The organism is Ochrobactrum sp. C6C9 (assembly GCF_022627935.1).
Lineage (GTDB): Bacteria > Pseudomonadota > Alphaproteobacteria > Rhizobiales > Rhizobiaceae > Brucella > Brucella teleogrylli.
Map to the genome: position 1 here is coordinate 48,835 of NZ_JABXGB010000006.1, position 22,341 is coordinate 71,175.

A 22,341-nucleotide genomic window follows, 5' to 3' on the forward strand; every position below is an offset into this window, starting at 1 on the left:
TTTGCTTGTTTCCCTCTCCTTCGATCCTTCGGAAATCTCAGGATGATGCGCCGTTTTCAGCGGCTCCTCAGGATGAGGGGAAGGCAGCGCCAGAGCCGAAATCTTCTTAACCAAAGACGCGCTTGAAAATGGTATCCACATGCTTGGTGTGGTAGCCGAGATCGAACTTCTCACGAATTTGCTCTTCGGAAAGGGCTGCGCGCACTTCCGTATCTGCCAGCAGTTCTTCAAGGAAATCGGCACCCTGTTCCCAGACTTTCATGGCGTTGCGCTGCACGAGACGATAGGCGTCTTCGCGCGATACGCCTGCCTGCGTCAGCGCCAGCAGCACGCGCTGCGAATGCACCAGACCGCGGAACTTGTTCATGTTTTTCAGCATGTTGTCCGGATAGATCACCAGCTTTTCGACCACTCCAGCCAGACGGTTGAGCGCGAAGTCGAGGGTGATGGTGGTGTCTGGACCAATGGCGCGCTCGACGCTCGAATGCGAAATATCGCGTTCGTGCCAGAGAGCGACGTTTTCCATGGCGGGCGTGACCGACATGCGCACGAGACGGGCAAGGCCGGTCAGGTTTTCGGTCAGAACCGGGTTGCGCTTGTGCGGCATGGCGGACGAACCCTTCTGGCCCGGAGAGAAGAACTCTTCGGCTTCCAGAACTTCGGTGCGCTGCATGTGGCGGATTTCGATGGCGACATTTTCAATCGAAGAGGCAATGACGCCGAGCGTCGCGAAGAACATCGCATGACGGTCGCGCGGAATGACCTGCGTGGAAACCGGCTCGGCTTCGAGGCCAAGCTTGGCGCAGACATATTCCTCAACGCGTGGATCGATATTGGCAAAAGTGCCGACAGCACCGGAAATCGCGCCGGTTGCGATTTCTGCGCGGGCCGCGACGAGGCGAGTGCGGTTCCGCTGCATTTCCGCATAGAAACGCGCGAAGGTGAGACCCATCGTGGTCGGTTCGGCGTGAATGCCATGGCTGCGGCCGATGCGCACCGTATCCTTGTGCTCGAAGGCGCGGGTCTTGAGCGCGGCCAGAACGCGGTCCATGTCGGCGAGTAGGAGGTCGGCAGCGCGAACCAGCTGGACGTTGAGCGTGGTGTCGAGCACGTCCGACGAGGTCATGCCCTGATGCACAAAGCGGCTGTCGGGGCCGATGAATTCGGCAAGATGTGTCAGGAAGGCGATGACGTCATGCTTGGTGACGGCTTCGATTTCGTCGATGCGGGCGACGTCGAACTTCGCGACGCTACCTTTTTCCCAGATGGTCTTGGCAGCTTCCTTGGGGATGACGCCCAGTTCGGCCAGCGCTTCGCAAGCATAGGCTTCGATCTCGAACCAGATACGGAATTTCGTTTCCGGAGACCAGATAGCGACCATTTCTGGCCGGGAATAGCGCGGGATCATGGGAGCGTCCTGTAGAAAGTGAGGGTTTAACGATTACGCGCGGCTTCCGCCGCAGCACGAATGGCGTCAATATTGGCGCGGTAGGTCTCGACCGAATTGCCTTTGTAGACAGCCGATCCGGCGACGAGAATATTCGCGCCAGCTGCAACCACCGAGCCTGCGGTTTCCGGCGTCACGCCACCATCGACTTCAATGTCGATCGGGCGGTCGCCGACCATTTCACGGACGCGCTTGATCTTGTCGAGCATCGGCGTGATGAATTTCTGGCCGCCGAAGCCCGGATTGACGGTCATGACGAGGATCAGGTCAACGTCGTCCAGAATATTGCTGATCGCTTCGACCGGTGTTGCCGGGTTGAGCGCGATACCGGCCTTCTTGCCGAGCGCACGGATCGATTGCAGCGAGCGATGCGTATGCGGTCCGGCTTCTGCGTGCACGGTGATCAGATCGCAGCCTGCATCGGCAAAGGGTTCCAGATAGGGATCGCACGGCGCAATCATCAGATGCGCGTCGAAGAATGCCTTGGTGCGCGGGCGGATCGCCTTCACCACCTGCGGGCCGAATGTGATGTTCGGCACGAAATGTCCGTCCATGACATCGATATGAATCCAGTCGGCACCGGCTTCCAGCACGGCATCGACTTCTTCGCCAAGACGGGCAAAGTCGGCGGACAGAATGGACGGGGCAATGGCGATGGGGCGCATGGCGATAGTCTCCTTGGCAGCGTGGCTTGCCCGTATCATATGAACAGCAAAAATCCTATCCCCAGCGCTTGTGGAACCACATCCACTGGCCCGGATATTCGCGCACCCATTGCTCGACCGTGTCATTGAGCAATTGCGCGGTGGCGTCGATATCGATCTGGCCCTTGTCGTCGCGTGGCAATTCCATGCGCTCGTAAAGTTCAAGCCGATAGCGTCCGCCGGGCAGGCGGATACAGCGCGCCGGATAGACATCGCAATCATATTGCCGCGCAAGCTTGGCCAGCAGCGGATTGGTCTTCACCGGGCGGTTGAAGAATGTGGAAGGCACGCCACGCGAGAATTTCTGGTCAACGAGCATACCGACATTGCCGCCATCGCCGAGAATACCCGCCAGCGCCCAGGCAGCGCCTGCCTTGGAAGGCACGAGATGGCCCATATTGGTATGGCGCGCTTTCAGAACCTTGTTGGCGATATAGGGATTGTTCGGCGGACGAAACAGTGCGGTGACATTCAGGCCGAATGTGGCTGCGCAGATCGGCAGCAGTTCGAAATTGCCGGTATGGGCGGTGAAGAAGATATGCGGCTTCTTTTCATCGCGCAGGCGTTCGAAAATCGGAATGCCGTCCACCTCGATCAGGCCCGGCTTTGCGGCATGGGGATCGAAATCGAAAATCGCGTCGAGGAAAATATACTCTGCCAGCAGCCGCGCCATGGAATCCCACATGTCGCGGGCGATCACTTCGATCTCGGCGTCGCTCTTTTCGGGATAGGCTTGGCGCAGATTGTTGGTTGCGATCTTGTGGCGCGGCGTCAGCGGCCCGACGAGACGGGCCACCTTGGCCGAAAAGCTGATGGCAGCCTTCGCCGGAAACAGGCGCAACAGGCCAAGCAGCACAAAAACGGCCTGAGCCCAGAGCCAGTAATTGAACTGCTTCAGCTTGCGCGACCAGCGAAAGAGCAGGAGCTTCAGTTTGAACATCATGACAAGGACGGGCTTCAGTCGATCTGGAGAATGATCTTGCCGAAGACGTCGCGGCCTTCCATGCGCTTCAGGGCGGTGTCGATATCGTTGAAGCCGACCACCGTATCGATGACCGGATGTACGATACCACGCGCCATTTTCTGCATGGCATCGGCCATGTTTTCCATGCGGCAGCCAAACGAGCCCAGAATCTTGAGCTGCTGCTGGAAGAGCTGCATCAGGTTCATATTGGTCGAAACGCCCGAGGTCGATCCACAGGTGACAAGACGCGCGCCGCGCTTCATGCAGAGCATCGAACCGGCCCAGGTATCCGCGCCGACATGTTCGAAGACGACATCGACGCCCTTCTTCTTGGTCAGCTTGCGCACGACGCCTTCGAAGCGGTCTTCGCGATAGTTGATGACGTGATCGGCGCCGAGAGCCTTGGCCTTCTCGATTTTGTCGTCAGAACCAACCGTGGTGATGACGGTGCAGCCCATCTTCTTGGCAAGCTGGATCGCCGCCGAACCGATTCCCGAGCCGCCCGCCTGGACGAGAACGGTTTCGCCCGGTTCCAGCTTGGCATTGTCGAATAGCATGTGCTCGACCGTGCCGAAGGTGACAGGCGCGACGGCAGCGCCGATGGCATCAACACCGGGAGGTGCTGCCACGAGCAGGCGGGCCGGAAGGTTCACGGCCTCGCAGGCAAAGCCGTCGAGATGGAAACCATGAACGCCGCCGACATGTTCGCACAGATTGTCACGGCCTTCACGGCAGGCGCGGCAAAGGCCGCAGGTGCGCGCACCATAGATCGAAACGAGCTGGCCGGGCAGCAGATTGGAAACGCCGGGACCGACGGCATCAACGACACCGGAAGCTTCCGCACCGATCACCAGCGGCATCTTGCGCTTGGCGAAAGCCATACCACGCCAGCCCCATACGTCGATATGGTTCAGCGCGACCGCCTTGATCTTGACCGTGACTTCGCCAAGGCCGGGAGGCGGCGGCGGTGCAATGTCGGTGATTTCAAGGCGACGGTCGTCGAGAAGCTGCAAAGCGCGCATGGGCTCTTCCTTTCATGGCATGATCCCGGAGAGCTTGCGCCTTCCGGGATCATCAGGAAATTTAAAGTTCTTTTGCCGGACGGATTAATTCGGATTTGCCGCCAAAACAAGGCTCGTATTCTGTCCGCCGAAGCCGAATGAGTTCGAAAGCACGGCGGAAACCTTGGCCTCACGCTTCACATTCGGCACAACGTCCAGCGGGATAGCCGGGTCTGGATTGTCGTAATTGATGGTCGGCGGCAGCGTCCCCGTCTGGATCGTGAGCAGCGAGAACACAGCTTCAATCGCACCGGCGGCGGTCAGCGTATGGCCGATCATCGACTTGTTGGACGAAACAGGGATGGATTCGATGCGCTCGCCGAAGACGGACGAAAGGGCCAGATATTCCATCTTGTCGTTTTCCGGCGTCGAGGTGCCGTGGGCGTTGATGTAGGAAATCTGGTCTTCGGTCAGGCCAGCATCAGCCAGTGCCGCGCGCACGGTGCCAATGGCAGGCGAGGCGTCCGGCTTGGAGCGGGTGCGATGGAAATCGTCGGCCTTTTCGCCACAACCAGCCAGAATGCCGAGAACCTTCGCACCACGGGCGACCGCGCTTTCGAGCGATTCCATAACGAGCGCGCCGGAACCTTCGGCCATGGCAAAGCCGTCGCGATCCTTGGAGAACGGCTTTGATGCCTTTTCCGGCTTTTCATTCTGGGTGGACAATGCGGAAAGCAGCGAGAAGCGGATGAGCGCTTCCGCCGAAACAGAACCATCGGTGCCAATCGCCAGAACATGGTCGCTTTCGCCGCGACGGATCGCTTCAACGCCAAGCTGGATCGCTGTTGCACCCGAGGCGCAGGCGGTGGAAAGCGTGATCGGCAGACCACGCGTGCCAAAGACTTCCGAAAGACGTTCGGCGATATAGCCGAACTGCGTCGTGTTGAAGAGTGCCTCGTGACGTGCACGACGGCAGGCTTCAAGCAGAAGCTGATAGCTTGCAGGACCTTCGTTCTTCACGCTGGCATCAAGCGCAAAGCGGCTTTTCCAGTCGAGTTCGACCGGCGGAGCGGCAAGAAACAGCGGACCCCCGAAATTGGTTGTCGAAAGGCCGGACTGTGCAAGCGCCTCTTCACCGGCCAGACGTGCCAGCTTTTCCGACAGTGCCGACGCGCCGACTTCGCTTTCAGGAAGGAAATCCACAGTGCCCGCAAAGCGCGTGTTCAGATTTTCCAGCGGAAAACGGGTAATGCTGTGAATACCCGAAACACCGCCCGTGAGCGCGGCCCAGTTATCTTCCTTGCCCTGTCCGAGCGAGGAAACAACGCCAGCGCCCGTGATGGCGACGATAGGGCGGCCCAGATGGTCTTTATATTTGGTCATCTTATGCTCTCACCAGCTTTGCGGCACCTTCGGCGCGCGTTGCTCCGACAGTGGTGACGACGGCTTCGCTGATTTTTCCATCAGCTGCCTTTTCCGACGCGTTCAACGGCGCAAAAGCCTCACCTTTCCAGACAGAAATGGCGGCCAGCGCCAGCGCCAGCGGGAATTGTGCTTCGCGCAAATGTCCGGTCAGGCCGGATACGCCGCGATAGGCAGCGGAAAAGCCGTCTAAAACGGATTTTTCGGCTTTGGTCGCCTCATGAGCACCGGATGCGCCGGAAACGACATAAGCAGGCTCTTTGCCGCCATTGGCTTCGAGAACGAGGTCGCGAATGGTCTTTGCAAGATCGTCGCTTTCGCGGCGGATTTGCGTGGCAGCGATTCCCGCTACTTCCGCATAGGCGCGTGCGCCGCGCTTTGCCGCATGTTCGGCGTTTTCGAGGACGAGGAACACGCCGCCGGAACCTGAAATCATGCCGCCGCCAGCCGAGCCGTCACGCTCCCAGAGCGGAGCCCAGCCGTCATGCTTGAGCAATCCGCCCAATTCGTGACCGAGAATCATGTCGAAATGTTCGGCATTGTAGGAGCCGCCCACCAGAGCATGGGTGCTTTGTCCGGTGCGGATGCGGGCTGCCGCGGTTTCGATGGCTGAAATGCCGGAGCCTTCTTCACCCATGAAAGTGCGCGAAGAACCCGTCACTTTGTGCACGATGGAAATATTGCCAGCGAGCAGGTTGGAAAGCTGCGCCAGAAACAGGGTCGGACGCAGTTCGGTCGAGAGTTTCTCGTTCAGCATCACACCACGATTATTGCTGGTGCGGCCTTCCTCAAGAATCTGCATATCGACGGTAATATCGCGTTCGCCGCCACCCGCGCCCACAACCATATCCATGGTCGCGCAGAGCGCTTCATCGTCCTTCATGCCTGCATCTTGCAGCGCAAGGCCCGCGGCATAGGTGCCGAGGCGCTGCCAGGTTTCCATCTGGCGCTGGTCGCCACGCTTTGGAATTTGCAGGCTCCAATCGACTTCGCCGAGTGGATGGACGGTGTAGGGAGCAAAGGATTCTTTCTCGAGGCGCGGTTCGCTGCCTGTTGTCGAAAAAGCGTTCCAATGCACTTCAGCGCCTTCGCCGAGTGATGAAATGATGCCGATGCCGGTGATGACGACTTTATTGTTCTGCATGGGTCCGGTTCTGCCGTGATGAGGCCAAGGTCTATCCGAGAACTATCTTGCGCTCCAGAAACGGAATCAGGGCGAACATTGCTGTCCACCCTTCAATACCGTCAATTTTTCAGCGAGCTCAGGCCTTCTTGGCCGCAACCAGCTCGTCGATCTTGGCGCAGAGGTTCTTCAGCACGAAGTATTCTTCGGTCGGAACCTTGCCTTCGTTCACTTCCTGCGTCCACTGCTCAAGCGGAATCTTGATGCCGAAAGCCTTGTCGATAGCGAAGACGATGTCGAGGAAGTCGAGGCTGTCGATGCCCAGATCGTCGATGGTGTGGCTTTCCGGCGTGATGGTGTCACGATCGATTTCACTGGTTTCGGCGATGATGTCGGCGACTTTGTCAAAAGTAGAGGACAAGTTTCGATTCCTTTATTCCTGATGATGCCGCGAATTATAGGCATCTGATTTTTTCGTCGCATTCCGCTGCCAGCAAAAGTGCCGGGCACATTTGCTGGAAATGCTCTGTATGCGCGTGTCTAGCGTTTTTCCGGTCACGAGGAAAGTCATATTACTTTCAAGATCACCGGGCATTCGATGCGCATATAAGATACGAGACAAGCGAAGCGCAACATAAAGGCAATCTCAATTTTTTGAAATCACTTCATATGGCTCGTTTTGGAGGCTTTTTTAGCGCTTGACGAAATAGATCACCCCAATGAGCGACAGCGCTATCATGGCGCAGGCAAGCGCCGTTTCCAGCGGGCCGTCCTGTATGATGATAGCAACGAGACCCGATATGATGCTGGCCAGCGTGCCGAGCAATCCCGGCTGTTGCAACGTGGGGGACGCGCTCTGCTGTTCAGCCTCCGGGCCCCCCTTATATGCCGGTTCATAGGAGTGCGGGAACGAAATGCCTGCCGAATGAGCGGCGTCGATATCGTTGACCGGCTTTTCCGCCAGCGCCAGCGCGCGTGTTCGCACGCGTTCGACACGAGCCTGCCAGCCTTTGCCAAAGGTCGCGGCGGCGGCCAGTCCTCTGAGCCAGGCTGCACGTTCATCGGAAAGTCTGTCGATGAGGTCTTGCGGCGAGCGGGCGGAAAGTGCGGCAAATGTTGCTGGCCCGAGAAACCCGTCCTGAAGAACGCCAAGTATTTGCTGCAACATCTTGATCGCATGACCCGGGCCTGAATTGACCGCGAAGTCCAGCATGGCATAGTCAACGCCTGAGGGAAGACTGTCGCCATCGATCTTGTCCCAATACTGCTTTTTGTAGATTTCCGTTGCAGCGTCTTTTGTAAGATTTTTGACGTCTTGAGCAGACTCGGAATGACCTGTCCATTTCGAAAGCGTGCCGATAGTAATACCCATATTGGTTGCGCCGCCCGGATCAGCCGGATTGTCGACGTAGCCGCCTTCTTCCTGAAATATATAGGGCATAATCGTCGAGAAGTTTGAACGCATATCAATACCTTTATTAATTTATATTAGAAATATAAAGTAAGTATGGGCGCTGTATACTGTACGCTATCACAGAAATAGATGTAAAAAATATCGGAGGAATCGATTGCGATCAAGCAGCAACCCTCTTGCTTAAGAGCGTGCGATGCGGCTTGATGCGGTTCCCATAAATCATACTTTTACAGGCGGCAGACGTGACATCGGAAATTTTCGGACATGCTCCAGACGGGCAGGCGGTTCACCGGCTGACCATCTCCAACGGGCCGCTCACGGCCAAGATCATCACCTGGGGCGCGGCCATTCAGGATCTGCGTCTTGACGGGCATGATGCGCCGCTGGTGATCGGTTACCAGAATTTTGATGATTATCCGGCCCATTCGCCGCATCTGGGCGCGATAGCGGGTCGCTCGGCCAATCGTATTCGCGATGCGCGCTTTGTGCTGGACGGAAAGACTTATGAGGTGGAGCCAAACTATCTCGGCCGCCATAATCTCCATGGTGGCAGCAAGGGCCTCGGCAATCGCGTCTGGAAAGTCACCGGCAGCGGTGCCGATTATGTCACGCTTGCAACCGTTGCCGAAGATGGCGAAATGGGTTTTCCCGGCAATCTCAAAATCAGCTGCACCTATATGCTGAATGGCAATGGCGCCTTAATCGTGCGGCTGGAAGCCGTGACCGACAAGCCGACGATCTGCAATCTTCTGCACCACAGCTATTTCAATCTGGACGACGGCGGCGAAAGCGACATCCTCGAACATCAGCTGAAGATTGTGGCCGACGCTTATATGCCGGTGGATGAAGCGCTGATTCCAGACGGGCGCGTTCTGCCGGTCAAGGACACGGCATATGATTTCCGCGATTATCGCCTGATCCGCCATGCTGAAAACGGCAAGCAGGTCGAATATGACAGCAATTTCTGTCTTTCTGCGGCGCGTGTGCCGTTGCGGCTCTGCGCTTCTGTCAAGGCCGCGAAGTCCGGTGTGCGCATGGATGTGCTGACGACAGAACCGGGCGTCCAGTTCTATGCCGGCAATACGATGGCCAATGATTGCATCGGCCTGACGGGTAAGCCCTACGGGAAACATGCGGGCTTCTGCCTCGAGCCGCAAATTTGGCCCGGCTCGCTCGAATATCCCTATTTCCCGCAGGCCATTTTGCGCCCGGGCGAAATCTACGCTCAGGAGAGCCGTTTCGCCTTCACCCGGGACTAATGGATGCTATCCGGCATAAGCGGCGCGCGCTGTTTCCATGGGCGTGAGCGCGCCGCGCGTTTCCACCACCCGGGCCGCGACGGCATGGGCCTTCTGCGCGGCTTCGACGGGTGAAAGCCCTTCCATGCGCGCGACAAGATAGGCACCGTTGAAGCTGTCGCCAGCGCCGGTCGTGTCCACGGCATTGGCGAAAACGGCAGGAACCAGTGTCTGTTCGCCACCGGCTGCAACCAGGGCGGGTTCGGTGCCGTCCTTGACGACAACTTCCTTCACGCCAAGGCTGATGAGGCGCTCGGCGCAGGCCTCGGCATTGGTGTCGCCGAAAAGCGCCTGTTCATCCGGGAAGGTCGGCAGAGCGATATCGGCAAGGCGCATCGCTTCACTGATGATCTCCTGCGCTGCCTTGCGATCCGGCCAGAGTTGATGACGGAAATTCGGATCGAAAGCGATCCGCGATCCGGCAGCGCGGCATTGCCGCAGCACGTCGAAAAAGGTTTCGCGATGTTCCGGCAGGACGATGGCGATCGAAATACCGGAAAAATAGATGATGTCGCGCCCGGAAAGGCTTTGCTCTAGCGCGGCTCTGTCGCTGGCCAGACGGCGCGCAGCGGCATCGCTGCGCCAATAGGTGAAGGACCGTTCTGCGCCGCTCAGCGTGATGGCATAAAGGCCCGGATGCACACCGGCAATCACCGGGCTATGGGCAATGCCGATGCCGTTGGACGAAAAGAAAACGCGCTGTTTCTGCGAGAAATTATCTTCGCCGAATGCGCTCACATAGTCGACCGGAAACGCTCGGTCTGTCAGCGCGCGAACATACCAGGCGGTGTTCAGCGTATCGCCAGCAAAACCCATGCGCCACTGGTCGCCTTCGCCGCCCGAAAGTTCAATCATGCACTCGCCGATAGACGCGAAACCGCTCATCTTTTTCTCCTCAAGTCGATTACAGACGCCTATACCAATTTTCTGTGATGTAAAATCGCTTTGTCAGTTGTCTTCCATCATTGTCATACAGGCTTTATCGACTTGCCACATTCGTTGTGTAACGATCCCGCGCCGTGCTGGGGTGAGACACCGTTACAGACCAAGGATTTGAAATGCGTTATGCAATCTATTTCACGCCGCCTTCCAGCGATGCGCTTTTGAAGGTTGCGGCCAATTGGCTGGGGCGCAACGCCTTTAGCGGAGAGCCTGTCAAGCTGCCGGCGATTCGCTCCCTTGGGACGGAAGAGATCGCATCGCTGACTGAAGAGCCGCGTCGTTACGGTTTCCACGCCACGATGAAAGCGCCGTTTCGCCTGAACGACAATCAGACGGAAAGCGAACTCCTGTCCGCATTGATGCATTTTGCCTCGTCGGTCGAGCCGGTCGTCATTCCACGCCTGAAGCTTCAGCCCATTGGGCCGTTCTTTGCGCTGGTGCCGCATGAATCTGTTACGGCATTGAACCAGCTCGCCAATGATGTTGTCGTCGCGCTGGACCGCTTCCGCGCGCCGCTCAACGAAGCTGAAATTGCCAAGCGCCGCCCCGAACGCCTGAGCGAAGCGCAGCGTCACAATCTGGAGCGCTGGGGCTATCCATACGTTTTTGAAGAGTTCCGTTTCCATATGACGCTCACGGGTCCGGTTGCAGAGGGTGACCGCGCCAGGATCGAGCGCAGGCTGGAAGAATTCTTTGCGCCATTGCTGAACGACCCGGTCGAGGTTGCGAATCTCGCTTTGTTTGTGGAACCTGAGAAGGGCGCGCCCTTCGAGATCCATTCGCTGCATCCGCTGACAGGCGGAACCACGAAGACGCGCACCCAGCGGGCAGTGGGGAGGCCGTAAGCGATGACGAATGAAACTATCCTGCGCAACGCGCGTATCGTTCTCGCAGACGATGTTATCGACGGATCAATCAAGCTCGTCGACGGTAAAATCGCAGACATTGCCAGCGGTCCGTCAGCGGTCGGCGAGGATATGGAAGGCGACTTCCTGACGCCGGGGCTGATCGAACTGCATACCGACCATCTGGAAGGGCATTATGCACCGCGCCCGAAAGTGCGCTGGAACCCGATTGCCGCCGTGCAGGCGCATGATGCGCAGATTGCTGCTTCCGGCATTACCACCGTATTCGACGCCTTGCGCATAGGTCTGGATGACGATGCACCAACGGGCATCGATGATATGCTCAAGCTTTCCACGGCAATAGCGGAAGGTCGTGCGGCGGGACGGCTCCGTGCCGACCATTTCCTGCACATGCGCTGCGAAGTTTCCGCGCCGGATTGTCTTTCGGCCTTTGAACGCTTTGGCAGTCATCCGTTGATCAGGCTGGTCTCGCTGATGGATCACGCGCCCGGACAGCGCCAATTCACCAATCTGGACGCCTACAAGGCCTACTTCCTGGGCAAGAACAAGCTGTCGGAAGAAGAGTTCCGGATTTACTGCGAGCGCCGCATCGGCCAGTCGCAGCAATATTCCGCCAAGACCCGCAAGGCGATTGCCGATCTTTGCCACGAGCGCGGCGTAATCCTCGCAAGTCATGACGATGCAACGTTGGATCACGTCGCCGAAGCGCGCGAACAGGGCATTCGCGTGGCCGAGTTTCCGACCACTCATGCCGCGGCCAGAGCTTCGAAAGAATCTGGCATGTCGGTGCTGATGGGCGCACCGAATGTGGTTCGCGGTGGCTCGCATTCGGGCAATGTTTCCGCGCGCGAACTGGTTGAAGCCGGGCATCTCGACATCATCTCGTCGGATTATATTCCGGCCAGCATGATGCAGTCGGCATTCTTTCTGGCCGATGTGCTTGATGGAATTTCACTTCCGCAGGCTATTCGTCTGGTTTCGAAGAACCCCGCGCAGGCTGTGGGTCTCGATGATCGCGGCGAAATTGCCGAAGGCAAGCGCGCCGATCTGGTACGCCTTCAGGTGGCCGACCATGTGCCGATTATCAAGACGGTCTGGCGCGAGGGGCGGCGGGTCATTTAATTCCGGCTCTGACGGCCTGCAAATGGCGTTGTTCGGCGCTTCCGGTGCTCATGTAACTTTATTCGACGCATAGTCTTACCCGAAAAGTCTGCAACTTTTCGGGACCATGCTTCAAGTACACTCCGCTCCGGTTCTCGAACTCCACCATTTTCGGGTCGCCATAACCAGAATTTCGTCGCGCTTATCCAACCGGCATCGGCTCTGCTGCGGCAAGGCTAAGCTTGCCGTCGTCGGCCACGTTCAACTCGAACTCGCGATAGCTGTTTATGCTGCGATGCGAGGTCTGCGGTGAATGGGGATGCGTTGCCGTGACGACGACCACGCAAGCGCCAGCCGTTTCGCCTGCGACGATGCCAGCCGGAGCGTCTTCGAACACCAGACAGCGATGTGGATCGAAACCAAGCTTCTTTGCGCCCAACTGGAAGCATTCAGGGCTCGGCTTACCGCGCTCGACATCTTCTGCCGAAACAATGGTTTTCGGCAGCGGCAGTCCAGCTGCCTTGATGCGGCGTCGGGCCAGCTCAAGCGGGGCGGATGTGACAATCGCCCAGCGATCTTCCGGTAGGGCCTTCAGAAAATCGCAGACGCCGTCGATCGGAACGATACCGTCCAGATCGGCCATTTCAGCTTCCAGCAGGATGGCCGCTTCCTGATCGGGGTCAAGGCCGAGATCAAGGCGGCGAACGGTATCGACTGCGCGTACGCCATGAATGGTCGGCAGAAATGTAACCGGATCGATCCCGTGGCGCTTGGCCCATTCTCCCCAGACGCGTTCGGTCGCGGCGATGGAACTCAGGATCGTGCCGTCCATGTCAAACAGGAAGGCATCGAAGGTTTTACCGAAGGGAGAAAGGGAGGTCACGCCGGATTTCCTTGAATGAATGAGAAAAGAATCGGAAGAAATGCTTTAGAACGCGATCATAATGCGCAAATGCGACCAAAGTCACAGTCTTTGGCTTATAACTGCGCTGGTTGGCGCTGAACGCGATAAACTCCTATATAGGTGCAAAGCGAACCCCAAGCCGCAAAACTTGAACATTTTGCGCAACTGTGGCTTTTTGCGCCGTTCCGGTGCCAGATTGGGACCACATTGCCTGCAATCGGGCCGATTGCTCTGAAACGCTCCATGAATCGCCTTCTCAGGATTTATGCCTAAATGACTGATGTACCGTCGAAAAATCGCAACTATCCGGACTATCGCTTCGCCGTTGCGCCGATGATCGATTGGTCTGACAGGCATTGCAGGTATCTTCACCGGCTCTTTTCGAAGCGCGCTTTGCTTTATACGGAGATGGTCGTGGCGGATGCGGCGATCCACGGTCCGCGCGACCGCCTGCTCGGTTTTGATGCGGCGGAACATCCAATCGCCTTGCAGCTCGGTGGGTCCGATCCGGTGAAGCTTGCAGAAGCGGCAAAGATCGGGATCGGCTTTGGATATGACGAGATCAACCTCAATGTCGGCTGCCCATCGGATCGCGTCCAGTCGGGCACGTTCGGCGCTTGCCTGATGCAGACGCCCGAAGTCGTGGCGCGCTGTGTGGAGGCGATGAAGGCAGCTGTTTCCGTGCCGGTCACGGTCAAGTGCCGTATCGGCGTCGATGATCAGGACCCGGAAGTGGCGCTCGATGCGCTGGCCGATCTGGCGCTTGCCGCAGGCGCCGACGCCTTGTGGGTGCATGCACGCAAGGCGTGGCTGAAAGGGCTGTCACCGAAGGAAAACCGCGAAATTCCGCCGCTGGATTATGATCGTGTCTATCGCCTGAAGCAGCGTCTTGGCGATGTTTTCTTCGGTATCAACGGCGGTATTACCACGCTTGATGAAGCCAAAACGCATCTGGAACAGATGGATGGTGTGATGCTCGGACGCGCTGCCTATCACAATCCCGCTTTGTTGGCTGAAGTGGATGCCCGTCTGTTTGGCGATGAACCTGTCGCGGTTGAAATGGCGGATATTATCGAAGCCATGTGCGACTATACCGACCGGCATATCGCATCGGGCGGCAGGCTTTCCCATGTCAGCCGCCATATGGTGGGCCTGTTCAGCGGCCTGCCGGGGGCACGCCGCTGGCGCCAGATGCTGTCCACCGACGCGACGAAGCCGGGTGCTACCAGCGCTGTGCTGCGTGAAGCCTATGCTGTTGTAACCGAAGCCAGTGCCGAAGCGGCTTAATCGATCAGGATCAACTGATCGCCGCGCACCGTAAAGCCGCCCAGCGTCTGCAGGAAATTCATGCCGAGCAGGCTGCCGGTCATGAGGCCTTCCTTGGTGACCATGGCGCGGATGTTTTGGCGTTCGATGTTGCCGATTTGCAAATTCGCGATAGTGATGCTGGCGGCGGAAGCGGTGCCATTGGCTGTCATCACCGGGACATTATAGTTGAGCGACCCGGTATCCAGACCCGCGCGCTCCGCGTCTTGCTGTGAGAGCACGACGGAAGATGCGCCCGTATCGACCAGAAAATGCACGCGCGCGCCGTTGACGCGACCATTCACTTCGAAATGGCCATTGGCGGCTTTGGCAAGTGTGACGGTCAGCGACCCTTCGGCGTTTCGTCCGGAAATCGGGCTGCCGGGAATAAGGCCTGCGGTAATGCGGCTGGCAGCATCCTGAAGGTCGTAGCGGTACTGATAGCCTGCAACGAGACCGAGAATAATCACCGCCCATACGGCCATATTACGTGCGAAATCCGAAAGCTTGATGCCAGAGCCGAGCAGACCGGCGGCGAGAACCACGCCCCATATGCCAAGATAGGCTGCGCGGGCGAAGACATCATTGTCGAGGCCCATCGTGGTACCGCTGTCATTGTTGGACATCAGCAGCAGAGCGACAATTGCGACAGCGGCAATAACGAGCCAGAAGAAACGCCCCATCAACCTACTTTCTTTTCAATGAGAATTTCATGCCGGTCGGGCAGAAGTGATAGCACAGTGATCTGCTCTTCGGCACTCATCCCGGACCAGCGCGTGATTTCATCAAGCGTGCGCGCGCAACCGAGACAAAAGCCGGTTTCTGCGTCCATCGTGCATATCAATATGCAAGGTGATTTGATTGTCGCCGTGTTCATGCATGAAATGTGGTTGCATTACAGGGCCATGACAAGCCCGATCAACACCGCAAGCGACGCGATTTGTTGCGCAGCGCCCAAAGTATCGCCCGTCTGCCCGCCGATTTTCGACATGCACAGCCGGGCGAAACCGACAAGCAGCAGCGTCACAAGAACAAGCGCATTGATGACGGACAGGACGCCGCCTGAAGGGATCAGCCCCGCCGCCAGAATAACGAAACCCAGCGCCACGCCGCAAACGACCGTTTCCCAACTTGGCGCACCAACGCTGTCCGCAAGCCCGCCGGGGCGGGCGGAGGGCAGGCTATGCCAGAAGGCGAGTATGGCCGAACGGCTCGCCGCTTCGCAGGCGATGAGCGCAAGCAATGCATAGCCGGGCCCCACGCGCTCTATAATAGTGGCCAGAAGCGAAGCCTTGATGCCGACCCAGGCGACGAGCGTGAGTGCGGCAAAGGTGCCGATGCGCGAATCCTTCATGATATCGAGGCGTCGATCCGGCGTTGCGCCGCCGAAGAAGCCATCCGCGGTATCGCCAAGTCCGTCTTCGTGCAGCGCGCCGGTCATGGCTGCCAGCGCGCCAACGGCAATAAATCCGCAGGCGAGGGCCGGCAGATGCAGTGAATTGGCGACCATCAGTGCGATGCCTGCAAGCAGGCCCAGCACGGCACCGGCAAGCGGGAAGGCGCGTGCATTGCGCAATAGCGAATCGTCCGTGTTTTCAAACCAGCTTCGCGGAAGCGGCAGACGGCTCAGAAAGCCGAGCGACCGGATTGTATCGCCTATGAAACCATTTCGCTGCAAATGACTGCTCCGCAACACTTTATCGCCCAAAGAAGGGTTCGGGGCTCGCGATATTTCGCCTCAAGGGCCGTTGGCTCGAAGAGGTGATTTGAAAAATTGTGTCAGTGCTTATAGGACGTGCCAAACAGATTTGCATCTCCCATGATCGATTGGACTGAACGATATGAGCGCCAGTGGCCTTCCCTTTGACGATTTTCGTGAACTGATCCGCAATCTGCCCGGTCCCGATCTGGGTGCGGAAAGGGCCGTGCGCGAGCGCGAGGTAACTCTGACCAAGCCTGCCGGTTCGCTGGGGCGTCTTGAAGACATCGCAGCCTGGCTCGCCGCATGGACCGGAAAGCGCACGCCGCAGATCAACCGCCCGCTGGTCGCGGTGTTTGCTGGCAATCACGGTGTCACGGCAAAGAACATCACCCCGTTTCCGTCCAGCGTCACGGCGCAGATGGTCGAAAACTTTGCAGCGGGTGGTGCGGCGATCAACCAGATCTGCATTGCCAATGATCTGGGCCTGAAGGTTTTCGACCTGGCGCTGGAGCATCCGACGGCAGACATTACCGAAGAACCGGCCATGGATGAGCGCACCTGCGCGGCGACCATGGCTTTCGGCATGGAGGCGATTGCCGGCGGCACCGATCTTCTTTGCATCGGTGAAATGGGTATCGGCAACACGACCATTGCGGCGGCTATCGCGCTCGCTTTGTTCGGTGGCACGGCGGAAGACTGGGTGGGGCCGGGCACAGGTTCTACGGGCGATCTGTTGCAGCGCAAACTTGCAGCCGTTCGTCAGGCGGTTGCGTTGCATCAGGCGCATCTGAAAGACCCGCTTGAAGTGCTGCGCCGCCTCGGCGGGCGTGAAATTGCTGCCATGGCAGGCGCCGTTCTGGCCGCTCGCATGGAAAAAATCCCGGTCATTATCGACGGTTTCGTCGCCTCTTCGGCTGCTGCGATACTTTATGCGGCAAATCCGGAAGCAATTGATCATTGTCTGTTCGGCCACGTGTCAGCTGAGCCGGGCCATCGCCTGCTGCTGGCAAAGCTTGGCAAGGAGCCGCTTCTCGATCTCGGCATGCGTCTCGGTGAAGGCACCGGTGCCGCACTCGCCGCCAGCATCGTCAAGGCGGCGGCTCAATGCCATAGCGGCATGGCCACCTTCGAGCAGGCCGGTGTAGCCTCCGCGAAGCACTAACAAAAACAAAAAGCCCGGCACTGCCGGGCTTTTCATTTTCATTTCAAAGACTGGGAGGTCAATTATTTTCCTTATCCAGCACCATGTAGTCGAGCGGCAGCTCGGTCGTGTACTTGATCTGCTCCATCGCGAAGGATGACGACACGTCGCGAATTTCGATCTTGCTGATCAGGCGCTTGTAGAAGGCGTCATAGGCCGCAATATCCGGCACAGCGACACGCAGGAGATAATCGACATCGCCGCTCATGCGGTAGAATTCGATAACCTCGGGGAACTCCTGCACCACTTCCGAGAAGCGCTTCAGCCATTCATGGCTGTGCGAGCTGGTGCGCACCGATACGAACACCGTCACACGCGCATTGACGCGGATCGGATCGAGGATCGCCACACGGCGCTTGATGACACCATCTTCTTCAAGCTTCTGGATACGACGCCAGCAAGGCGTTGTGGAAAGGCCAACCTTCTTGGCAACGTCTGCCACTGCCAATGTTGCGTCTTCCTGCAATAAGCGCAGTATTTTTCTGTCGAGCCTGTCCATGCGTTTCCGTTCCCGGTTTTAGAAATCGTTTCCCGAACTTTACGAGTGTGCGAAACGTCATACCTTATGATGTGCTATCGGCAGAAGTTACAGGAAAAATATTCTTATGAGAACCAATCCAGTAAAATTTATTTATCGTCGCAAATGAGGCTTCGCACTTTTGCCTGAACAATAGGCACAACCTCTTCATCGAACCATGGATTGCGTTTCAGCCAGCCGCTGTTTCGCCAGGAAGGATGAGGCAGCGGAAGCACGATCCGTCCTGCCTTGTTGGGCGTTTCAATGAAGTGACGCCAGTTCTTCACTGTTTCGGTCAGGTTGCGTCCGCGATAGTCGGGCAGGTGGTAGGCCAGCGCATATTTCCCCACTACCAGAACGAACTCCAATTGCGGCATGGAAGCAAAGACCCGGTCATGCCAAGTCATACGGCATTCGCGGCGCGGGGGCAGGTCGCCGCCATGCTTGTCATAGCCGGGAAAGCAGAAGCCCATGGGAACGATGGCAAACCGGGCCGGATCATAAAACTCCTCACGGGTCGTTCCAAGCCATTGCCGCAGGCGGTCGCCGGAAGGATCGTTAAAGGGCAGGGACGTATTGTGCACGCGGATACCCGGTGCCTGACCGCAGATCGCGACACGTGCCGTATTGGAGACAAAACAGACAGGATTGGGCTCATGTGGCAGCGGTGGCTGAAACAGCGGCTCATCGCGGCAGATGCGGCAGGCTTTGATCGATTGGCTGAGCGTGATCAGGTCTTCCACGAAGCTTCGCTCCGGATTTCGGGATGTCGTCATTGGAAACGGTCGATGAAGGCGGCGATACGCTCCTTAATATAGTAAACGAAAGCGTCGATACTATTGCGGTCCAGCGATGAGGTCTTGCTCCCCGTCTGCGCATCCTTATCCTCGCGCGGATTTTCCTTCCGCCATGACGAGGGCTTCTCGAAACGCCCTGCCCACATGCCGCGGCTGTTGCGGCGGGCGTCTGTTTCCTCGCGGTCATAATCGCCATAGGCAAGCGCCCAACCCTGCTGCACCATCCAGCCATTGAGGTCGGTTTCTCCGAGATAACAACGCGCCAGGTCGCGGCCATAACGGTCAAAGCCCTCGGTCTCGCAGCGAATCGTTGCCCTTCCGATTCTTGCCCGCAAGAAATTGCGAGCTTCCTTGCCGCAATCGTAACTATTGCCGTTTCGCTCGCAGCTCTGTGTCATCTCCGGTGCGTCGATACCCTTCAGGCGAATATGCACCTTGTTTATGATCACCGTATCCCCATCTATGACATAGACCGAGCCATCGCGCGTTTCGGTCGGGCGCTTTTCATTCGGCAAGTATGAAATGCCGATAACGATGGCTGAAAAGAACAATAAAGTCAGTATGATGCTGCGAAGACCTCCCATTCCGCTTTTGCGGGTGCCGGAGTTGTTTCGCCTATTGGGGCGCCGATAGGGGCGTCTGTAATTGCGCATGGGATCCGGTTGGTTGCAATCGTCGGTGTCATAGGCATTCTATTTTATGCGGCCCTCAGACGGAAACAATCGTCAGCGTTCTGTTCCATGGGGAGCATATTCAAAGGGATCAACAACAATCGGTTTGTTGTCAAACGGCAACAGTCTTTACCGTTACTTTAGGTTAGAAAGAACTACGGTCATTTTTGCCTATTTCCCGCCACAAAGGGACATCATCCGTCAAGGAAAGGCAAAAGCCGTCAAACAATCTGGAGCGAAGGCTCCCGCAGGATTAGGCAGGAATGAGCAAGAGCGCGTTGTTGCAGAGCACACCGATTGCAAGCAAGGGAAACCTTGCCGCCGCCGCTCCGATTCCTTCCAATGATGGCAAGGCTTTTTTCGGCCAAGATCGGGTCTCAGTCTTGACGAAAAGCGTGGCTATTCTGCCTGTAATGAAATCTTTCTCCACGATTTGTGCCAACTATTGTGAAAGACCGGCGTTGTGATGCGTAGTCGTAGTTTTTCATATCCTGTTATTGCCATGGCTGTTGGTTTGGCCATCGCCTGCAACAGTGCCTTTGCTTTTGATCTGAACGACGATTCCGAAAAGTCGCGCAGCCCGTTTGAACTCTTCAAGTTCGGCTTCTCCGCCTATAAGAACGGTCACAAGGACGAGGCGATCAAGGCGCTGCGTTATGCCGCCGAGCGTGGTCATCAGGGTGCAAAGTGGAAACTGGCGCGCATGTATGCCGATGGCGACGGCGTGGCGGAAAACGATTACGAAGCCTACAAGATTTTCGAAAAGATCGTGCGTGAGGGTTCCGAACCGGGTTCCGAGAACGATTCCTATGTCGCTGACGCGCTGGTCGCGCTGGCTGGCTATGTGAAACGCGGCATTCCGGGTTCGCCGGTACGCGCCAATCTTGGTGTCGCCCGCGATCTTTACGTGCAAGCTGCATCGAATTTCGGTGACTCTGCCGCCCAGTTTGAACTTGGCAAGATGCTTCTGTCCGGTGAGGGTGGAGAGCGCAATTCGGTTCAGGCTGCGCGCTGGTTCCAGCTGGCTGCGAATAAAGGCAATGTCAGCGCTCAGGCCATGCTTGGAAACATGTTGTTTCAGGCAGGCAAGACCGTGCGCGGGCTGGCTTTCATGACGGCTGCCTCTGAGCGTTGCGCCGCCGAGGATTGCACCTGGATCCGCGAAATGCAGGAACAGGCTTTCTCAATTGTCGGTGAAGCTGATCGCCGGAATGCTGTGGCTCTTGCGAGCGATATGACGACCAAGGGGTCTTTCTAAGCTTTTCCGTTTTTAAACCGACAGCGTGACTGTTACCGGCACGTGGTCGGATGGCTTTTCCCAGCCGCGAACGTGTTTTTCAATATCGGTCGATACGAAACGATTGGCCGCTTCCGGCGAGAGCATTAGATGATCGATGCGAATGCCGTTGTTTTTCTGCCAGGCACCGGCCTGATAATCCCAGAATGAATAGATGCCGTCATCGTCGGTCGCCGCTCGAATAGCGTCGGTAAAACCGAGATTTTCGAGCTTGCGAAACGCCTGCCGTGATTGCGGCTGAAACAGCGCGTCGCCAAGCCATGCCTGCGGGTTTTTCGCGTCTTGCGGCTCGGGGATGACATTATAGTCGCCAGCCAGCACAAGCGGTTCCTCAAGCGCCAGACGATCCTTTGCCCAGGCTTCCAGACGCCGCATCCACGAAAGCTTGTAGGGAAATTTCTCGGTATCGATTGGATTGCCGTTCGGCAGGTAGAGTGAGACGACGCGGATGACACCTTTATCGGTGGAATACACACCTTCGATGAAACGCGCCTGTTCGTCGCTGTCATCACCGGGCAGGCCGCGATTGACCTGATCGGGTGACTTCTTGGAGAGAAGTGCGACTCCGTTGAAGCCTTTCTGGCCATGGGTCTCGACGTGATAGCCAAGCGCCTCAAGCTCAAGGCGGGGGAACTGCTCGTCCACCGACTTGATTTCCTGCAGGCAGGCAATATCGGGCGAAGACTCCTTCAACCAATGCTGAAGGTTCTCGATGCGGGCCTTGACGCCGTTGATGTTCCACGTAGCAATCTTCATGGCTCAATGATTAGGCGCTTGAAAGGGTGAGGGCAAGCACGGCGCAGACCTCATCACAGAAATTGCAGCCAAGTGCATATTTCGATGCCGGTTGTATTTGTATTGTCGCCATCGCGTTCCTATCTCGGACTCAATGGAGCCAGACAGGAGATGACGATGTTCGACGCCAAGAAACTTCTCGACCAGTTTTTGGGATCGCAAATACCAGGCATGTCGGGGAGCGTGAAGGACAGAGCCGGGCAGGTGGGTGATCTGGCCAAGAAGAACCCGCTTGCGACCGGCGCTATCGCCGCGGCGGTTCTTGGCACCAAGACGGGCCGCAAGCTGGCAGGCAATGTCGCCACTGTTGGCGGGATCGCGGCCATTGCCGGCCTGGGCTATCTGGCCTATAAGAACTACAAGTCCGGTCAATCGCCGCAAACGGCGGAACAGCCGGTGGCAAAGGAGCAGGAACTGCTTCCGCCGCCGCCCGCCGATTCTCCTTTTCACCCGCATTCGCCAGCCATGAGCAACAGTTTTGCCCTGACGCTGATCCAGGCCATGATCGCCGCCGCCAAGGCAGACGGCCATATCGACGACGCGGAGCGCGCGCGCATCATGGAAAAGCTTCAGATTTCGGGGCTTGATGACGATGCGGAAGCTTTTTTCCAGAAAGAACTGGCAGAGCCCGTCGATCTCGACGCACTGGTCGCCGCCGCACAAACAGAAGAGCAGAAGGTGGAGCTTTACACCGCCTCGCGTTTGACCATCGATCCCGATAGCCGGGCAGAACGTGGCTATCTCGATATGCTGGCTGGACGTCTTGGTCTGCCCGACGCGCTGGTGGACCATATCGATGCGACGGTCGCTTCGGTGAAAGTCTGACAAAACAAAACCGGCTGCCACGAGGCAGCCGGTTTATTTTTATGC

General features: G+C 57.5%; 25 protein-coding genes. 8 read left to right on the top strand and 17 right to left on the bottom strand.

Annotated features, from left to right (window positions below):
- Window positions 1–106: 106 nt before the first annotated feature.
- The 8 genes from purB to HWD97_RS06360 all read right to left on the bottom strand — a co-directional run bounded on the left by purB (window position 107) and on the right by HWD97_RS06360 (window position 8,126).
- Window positions 107–1,408, bottom strand: a complete 1,302-nt coding sequence (gene purB / locus HWD97_RS06325) for an adenylosuccinate lyase (RefSeq protein WP_109368832.1) — start codon at window positions 1,406–1,408, stop codon at window positions 107–109.
- 26 nt (window positions 1,409–1,434) lie between these two features.
- Window positions 1,435–2,112, bottom strand: coding sequence for a ribulose-phosphate 3-epimerase (gene rpe, locus HWD97_RS06330; protein ID WP_109368833.1), 678 nt, complete (start codon window positions 2,110–2,112; stop codon window positions 1,435–1,437).
- A gap of 55 nt (window positions 2,113–2,167) precedes the next feature.
- Complete coding sequence (locus HWD97_RS06335; protein ID WP_109368834.1) at window positions 2,168–3,094, bottom strand: lipid A biosynthesis lauroyl acyltransferase; 927 nt, start codon at window positions 3,092–3,094, stop codon at window positions 2,168–2,170.
- A gap of 14 nt (window positions 3,095–3,108) precedes the next feature.
- Entirely contained in the window at window positions 3,109–4,137 is a 1,029-nt protein-coding gene (locus HWD97_RS06340) for a zinc-binding dehydrogenase (RefSeq protein ID WP_078338466.1), read from the bottom strand.
- 84 nt (window positions 4,138–4,221) lie between these two features.
- The gene (locus HWD97_RS06345; RefSeq protein ID WP_109368835.1) at window positions 4,222–5,499 is read right to left on the bottom strand and encodes a beta-ketoacyl-ACP synthase; all 1,278 of its coding nucleotides are present in this window, start codon (window positions 5,497–5,499) and stop codon (window positions 4,222–4,224) included.
- A gap of 1 nt (window position 5,500) precedes the next feature.
- Window positions 5,501–6,682, bottom strand: a complete 1,182-nt coding sequence (locus HWD97_RS06350; protein WP_109368836.1) for a beta-ketoacyl-ACP synthase — start codon at window positions 6,680–6,682, stop codon at window positions 5,501–5,503.
- Between the two features lie 118 nt (window positions 6,683–6,800).
- Entirely contained in the window at window positions 6,801–7,082 is a 282-nt protein-coding gene (locus tag HWD97_RS06355) for an acyl carrier protein (RefSeq protein ID WP_078338469.1), read from the bottom strand.
- 270 nt (window positions 7,083–7,352) lie between these two features.
- A complete protein-coding gene (locus tag HWD97_RS06360) occupies window positions 7,353–8,126 on the bottom strand; it encodes a glycoside hydrolase family 108 protein (RefSeq protein ID WP_371834879.1) in 774 nt (257 codons plus the stop codon).
- A 191-nt stretch (window positions 8,127–8,317) separates the two neighbouring features.
- Between HWD97_RS06360 and HWD97_RS06365 the strand changes: the two genes are divergently transcribed.
- The gene (locus HWD97_RS06365) at window positions 8,318–9,334 is read left to right on the top strand and encodes an aldose epimerase family protein (RefSeq protein WP_109368838.1); all 1,017 of its coding nucleotides are present in this window, start codon (window positions 8,318–8,320) and stop codon (window positions 9,332–9,334) included.
- 6 nt (window positions 9,335–9,340) lie between these two features.
- On the opposite strand, the gene HWD97_RS06370 is transcribed toward HWD97_RS06365, so the two are convergent.
- On the bottom strand, window positions 9,341–10,258 hold the full coding sequence (locus HWD97_RS06370; RefSeq protein WP_140025113.1) for a sugar kinase: 918 nt from the start codon (window positions 10,256–10,258) through the stop codon (window positions 9,341–9,343).
- 173 nt (window positions 10,259–10,431) lie between these two features.
- On the opposite strand from HWD97_RS06370, the gene HWD97_RS06375 reads away from it, so the two are divergent.
- Together HWD97_RS06375 and HWD97_RS06380 are read left to right on the top strand one after the other, a co-directional pair.
- Window positions 10,432–11,160, top strand: coding sequence for a DUF1045 domain-containing protein (locus HWD97_RS06375; RefSeq protein WP_109368840.1), 729 nt, complete (start codon window positions 10,432–10,434; stop codon window positions 11,158–11,160).
- A gap of 3 nt (window positions 11,161–11,163) precedes the next feature.
- Window positions 11,164–12,303, top strand: a complete 1,140-nt coding sequence (locus HWD97_RS06380) for an alpha-D-ribose 1-methylphosphonate 5-triphosphate diphosphatase (protein ID WP_371834880.1) — start codon at window positions 11,164–11,166, stop codon at window positions 12,301–12,303.
- A gap of 181 nt (window positions 12,304–12,484) precedes the next feature.
- Here HWD97_RS06380 and HWD97_RS06385 read toward each other — a convergent pair whose 3' ends face one another.
- Window positions 12,485–13,165 (bottom strand): HAD family hydrolase, encoded by a 681-nt coding sequence (locus HWD97_RS06385; RefSeq protein ID WP_109368842.1) that lies wholly within the window; start codon window positions 13,163–13,165, stop codon window positions 12,485–12,487.
- A 294-nt stretch (window positions 13,166–13,459) separates the two neighbouring features.
- On the opposite strand from HWD97_RS06385, the gene dusA reads away from it, so the two are divergent.
- On the top strand, window positions 13,460–14,473 hold the full coding sequence (gene dusA / locus HWD97_RS06390; protein WP_371834881.1) for a tRNA dihydrouridine(20/20a) synthase DusA: 1,014 nt from the start codon (window positions 13,460–13,462) through the stop codon (window positions 14,471–14,473).
- Here dusA and HWD97_RS06395 read toward each other — a convergent pair.
- The 3 genes from HWD97_RS06395 to HWD97_RS06405 are packed head-to-tail and all read right to left on the bottom strand — an operon-like array spanning window position 14,470 to window position 16,169.
- Window positions 14,470–15,174, bottom strand: coding sequence for a TIGR02281 family clan AA aspartic protease (locus HWD97_RS06395; protein WP_109368844.1), 705 nt, complete (start codon window positions 15,172–15,174; stop codon window positions 14,470–14,472). The genes dusA and HWD97_RS06395 overlap by 4 nt on opposite strands.
- Window positions 15,174–15,368, bottom strand: a complete 195-nt coding sequence (locus HWD97_RS06400; RefSeq protein ID WP_109368845.1) for a DUF1289 domain-containing protein — start codon at window positions 15,366–15,368, stop codon at window positions 15,174–15,176. Before HWD97_RS06400 ends, HWD97_RS06395 begins: the two co-directional genes overlap by 1 nt.
- Before the next feature lie 18 nt (window positions 15,369–15,386).
- A complete protein-coding gene (locus HWD97_RS06405) occupies window positions 15,387–16,169 on the bottom strand; it encodes an adenosylcobinamide-GDP ribazoletransferase (RefSeq protein WP_109368846.1) in 783 nt (260 codons plus the stop codon).
- A gap of 163 nt (window positions 16,170–16,332) precedes the next feature.
- On the opposite strand from HWD97_RS06405, the gene cobT reads away from it, so the two are divergent.
- Entirely contained in the window at window positions 16,333–17,355 is a 1,023-nt protein-coding gene (cobT, locus tag HWD97_RS06410; RefSeq protein WP_371834882.1) for a nicotinate-nucleotide--dimethylbenzimidazole phosphoribosyltransferase, read from the top strand.
- 58 nt (window positions 17,356–17,413) lie between these two features.
- Here the strand turns inward: cobT and HWD97_RS06415 are convergent, their stop codons facing one another.
- From HWD97_RS06415 to HWD97_RS06425, 3 genes are all read right to left on the bottom strand, one after another.
- Window positions 17,414–17,893 (bottom strand): Lrp/AsnC family transcriptional regulator, encoded by a 480-nt coding sequence (locus tag HWD97_RS06415; protein WP_078338480.1) that lies wholly within the window; start codon window positions 17,891–17,893, stop codon window positions 17,414–17,416.
- Between the two features lie 128 nt (window positions 17,894–18,021).
- Window positions 18,022–18,687, bottom strand: a complete 666-nt coding sequence (locus HWD97_RS06420; RefSeq protein WP_109368848.1) for a uracil-DNA glycosylase family protein — start codon at window positions 18,685–18,687, stop codon at window positions 18,022–18,024.
- Window positions 18,684–19,292, bottom strand: a complete 609-nt coding sequence (locus tag HWD97_RS06425) for a thermonuclease family protein (protein ID WP_371834883.1) — start codon at window positions 19,290–19,292, stop codon at window positions 18,684–18,686. The genes HWD97_RS06420 and HWD97_RS06425 overlap by 4 nt, the downstream gene beginning before the upstream one ends.
- Window positions 19,293–19,642: 350 nt before the next feature.
- Between HWD97_RS06425 and HWD97_RS06430 the strand changes: the two genes are divergently transcribed.
- Window positions 19,643–19,846 (top strand): hypothetical protein, encoded by a 204-nt coding sequence (locus HWD97_RS06430; RefSeq protein WP_109368850.1) that lies wholly within the window; start codon window positions 19,643–19,645, stop codon window positions 19,844–19,846.
- A complete protein-coding gene (locus HWD97_RS06435) occupies window positions 19,846–20,637 on the top strand; it encodes a tetratricopeptide repeat protein (protein WP_109368851.1) in 792 nt (263 codons plus the stop codon). The genes HWD97_RS06430 and HWD97_RS06435 overlap by 1 nt, the downstream gene beginning before the upstream one ends.
- A 12-nt stretch (window positions 20,638–20,649) precedes the next feature.
- On the opposite strand, the gene xth is transcribed toward HWD97_RS06435, so the two are convergent.
- Window positions 20,650–21,432: an exodeoxyribonuclease III gene (gene xth / locus HWD97_RS06440; RefSeq protein ID WP_109368852.1), complete on the bottom strand. Its 783-nt coding sequence runs from the start codon at window positions 21,430–21,432 to the stop codon at window positions 20,650–20,652.
- A 156-nt stretch (window positions 21,433–21,588) separates the two neighbouring features.
- Here xth and HWD97_RS06445 point away from each other — a divergent pair, with 156 nt between their 5' ends.
- Entirely contained in the window at window positions 21,589–22,296 is a 708-nt protein-coding gene (locus HWD97_RS06445) for a tellurite resistance TerB family protein (RefSeq protein WP_109368853.1), read from the top strand.
- The last annotated feature ends 45 nt before the right edge of the window (window positions 22,297–22,341 follow it).

What these genes read in the sequence shown, in the direction of transcription:
- purB (WP_109368832.1), bottom strand. Translation starts at nt 1,408, where the DNA reads ATGATCCCGCGCTATTCCCGGCCAGAAATGGTCGCTATCTGGTCTCCG.
- rpe (WP_109368833.1), bottom strand. Translation starts at nt 2,112, where the DNA reads ATGCGCCCCATCGCCATTGCCCCGTCCATTCTGTCCGCCGACTTTGCC.
- HWD97_RS06335 (WP_109368834.1), bottom strand. Translation starts at nt 3,094, where the DNA reads ATGATGTTCAAACTGAAGCTCCTGCTCTTTCGCTGGTCGCGCAAGCTG.
- HWD97_RS06340 (WP_078338466.1), bottom strand. Translation starts at nt 4,137, where the DNA reads ATGCGCGCTTTGCAGCTTCTCGACGACCGTCGCCTTGAAATCACCGAC.
- HWD97_RS06345 (WP_109368835.1), bottom strand. Translation starts at nt 5,499, where the DNA reads ATGACCAAATATAAAGACCATCTGGGCCGCCCTATCGTCGCCATCACG.
- HWD97_RS06350 (WP_109368836.1), bottom strand. Translation starts at nt 6,682, where the DNA reads ATGCAGAACAATAAAGTCGTCATCACCGGCATCGGCATCATTTCATCA.
- HWD97_RS06360 (WP_371834879.1), bottom strand. Translation starts at nt 8,126, where the DNA reads ATGCGTTCAAACTTCTCGACGATTATGCCCTATATATTTCAGGAAGAA.
- HWD97_RS06370 (WP_140025113.1), bottom strand. Translation starts at nt 10,258, where the DNA reads ATGAGCGGTTTCGCGTCTATCGGCGAGTGCATGATTGAACTTTCGGGC.
- HWD97_RS06375 (WP_109368840.1), top strand. Translation starts at nt 10,432, where the DNA reads ATGCGTTATGCAATCTATTTCACGCCGCCTTCCAGCGATGCGCTTTTG.
- HWD97_RS06380 (WP_371834880.1), top strand. Translation starts at nt 11,164, where the DNA reads ATGACGAATGAAACTATCCTGCGCAACGCGCGTATCGTTCTCGCAGAC.
- dusA (WP_371834881.1), top strand. Translation starts at nt 13,460, where the DNA reads ATGACTGATGTACCGTCGAAAAATCGCAACTATCCGGACTATCGCTTC.
- HWD97_RS06395 (WP_109368844.1), bottom strand. Translation starts at nt 15,174, where the DNA reads ATGGGGCGTTTCTTCTGGCTCGTTATTGCCGCTGTCGCAATTGTCGCT.
- HWD97_RS06400 (WP_109368845.1), bottom strand. Translation starts at nt 15,368, where the DNA reads ATGAACACGGCGACAATCAAATCACCTTGCATATTGATATGCACGATG.
- cobT (WP_371834882.1), top strand. Translation starts at nt 16,333, where the DNA reads ATGAGCGCCAGTGGCCTTCCCTTTGACGATTTTCGTGAACTGATCCGC.
- HWD97_RS06415 (WP_078338480.1), bottom strand. Translation starts at nt 17,893, where the DNA reads ATGGACAGGCTCGACAGAAAAATACTGCGCTTATTGCAGGAAGACGCA.
- HWD97_RS06420 (WP_109368848.1), bottom strand. Translation starts at nt 18,687, where the DNA reads ATGACGACATCCCGAAATCCGGAGCGAAGCTTCGTGGAAGACCTGATC.
- HWD97_RS06425 (WP_371834883.1), bottom strand. Translation starts at nt 19,292, where the DNA reads ATGGGAGGTCTTCGCAGCATCATACTGACTTTATTGTTCTTTTCAGCC.
- HWD97_RS06430 (WP_109368850.1), top strand. Translation starts at nt 19,643, where the DNA reads ATGAGCAAGAGCGCGTTGTTGCAGAGCACACCGATTGCAAGCAAGGGA.
- HWD97_RS06435 (WP_109368851.1), top strand. Translation starts at nt 19,846, where the DNA reads ATGCGTAGTCGTAGTTTTTCATATCCTGTTATTGCCATGGCTGTTGGT.
- xth (WP_109368852.1), bottom strand. Translation starts at nt 21,432, where the DNA reads ATGAAGATTGCTACGTGGAACATCAACGGCGTCAAGGCCCGCATCGAG.
- HWD97_RS06445 (WP_109368853.1), top strand. Translation starts at nt 21,589, where the DNA reads ATGTTCGACGCCAAGAAACTTCTCGACCAGTTTTTGGGATCGCAAATA.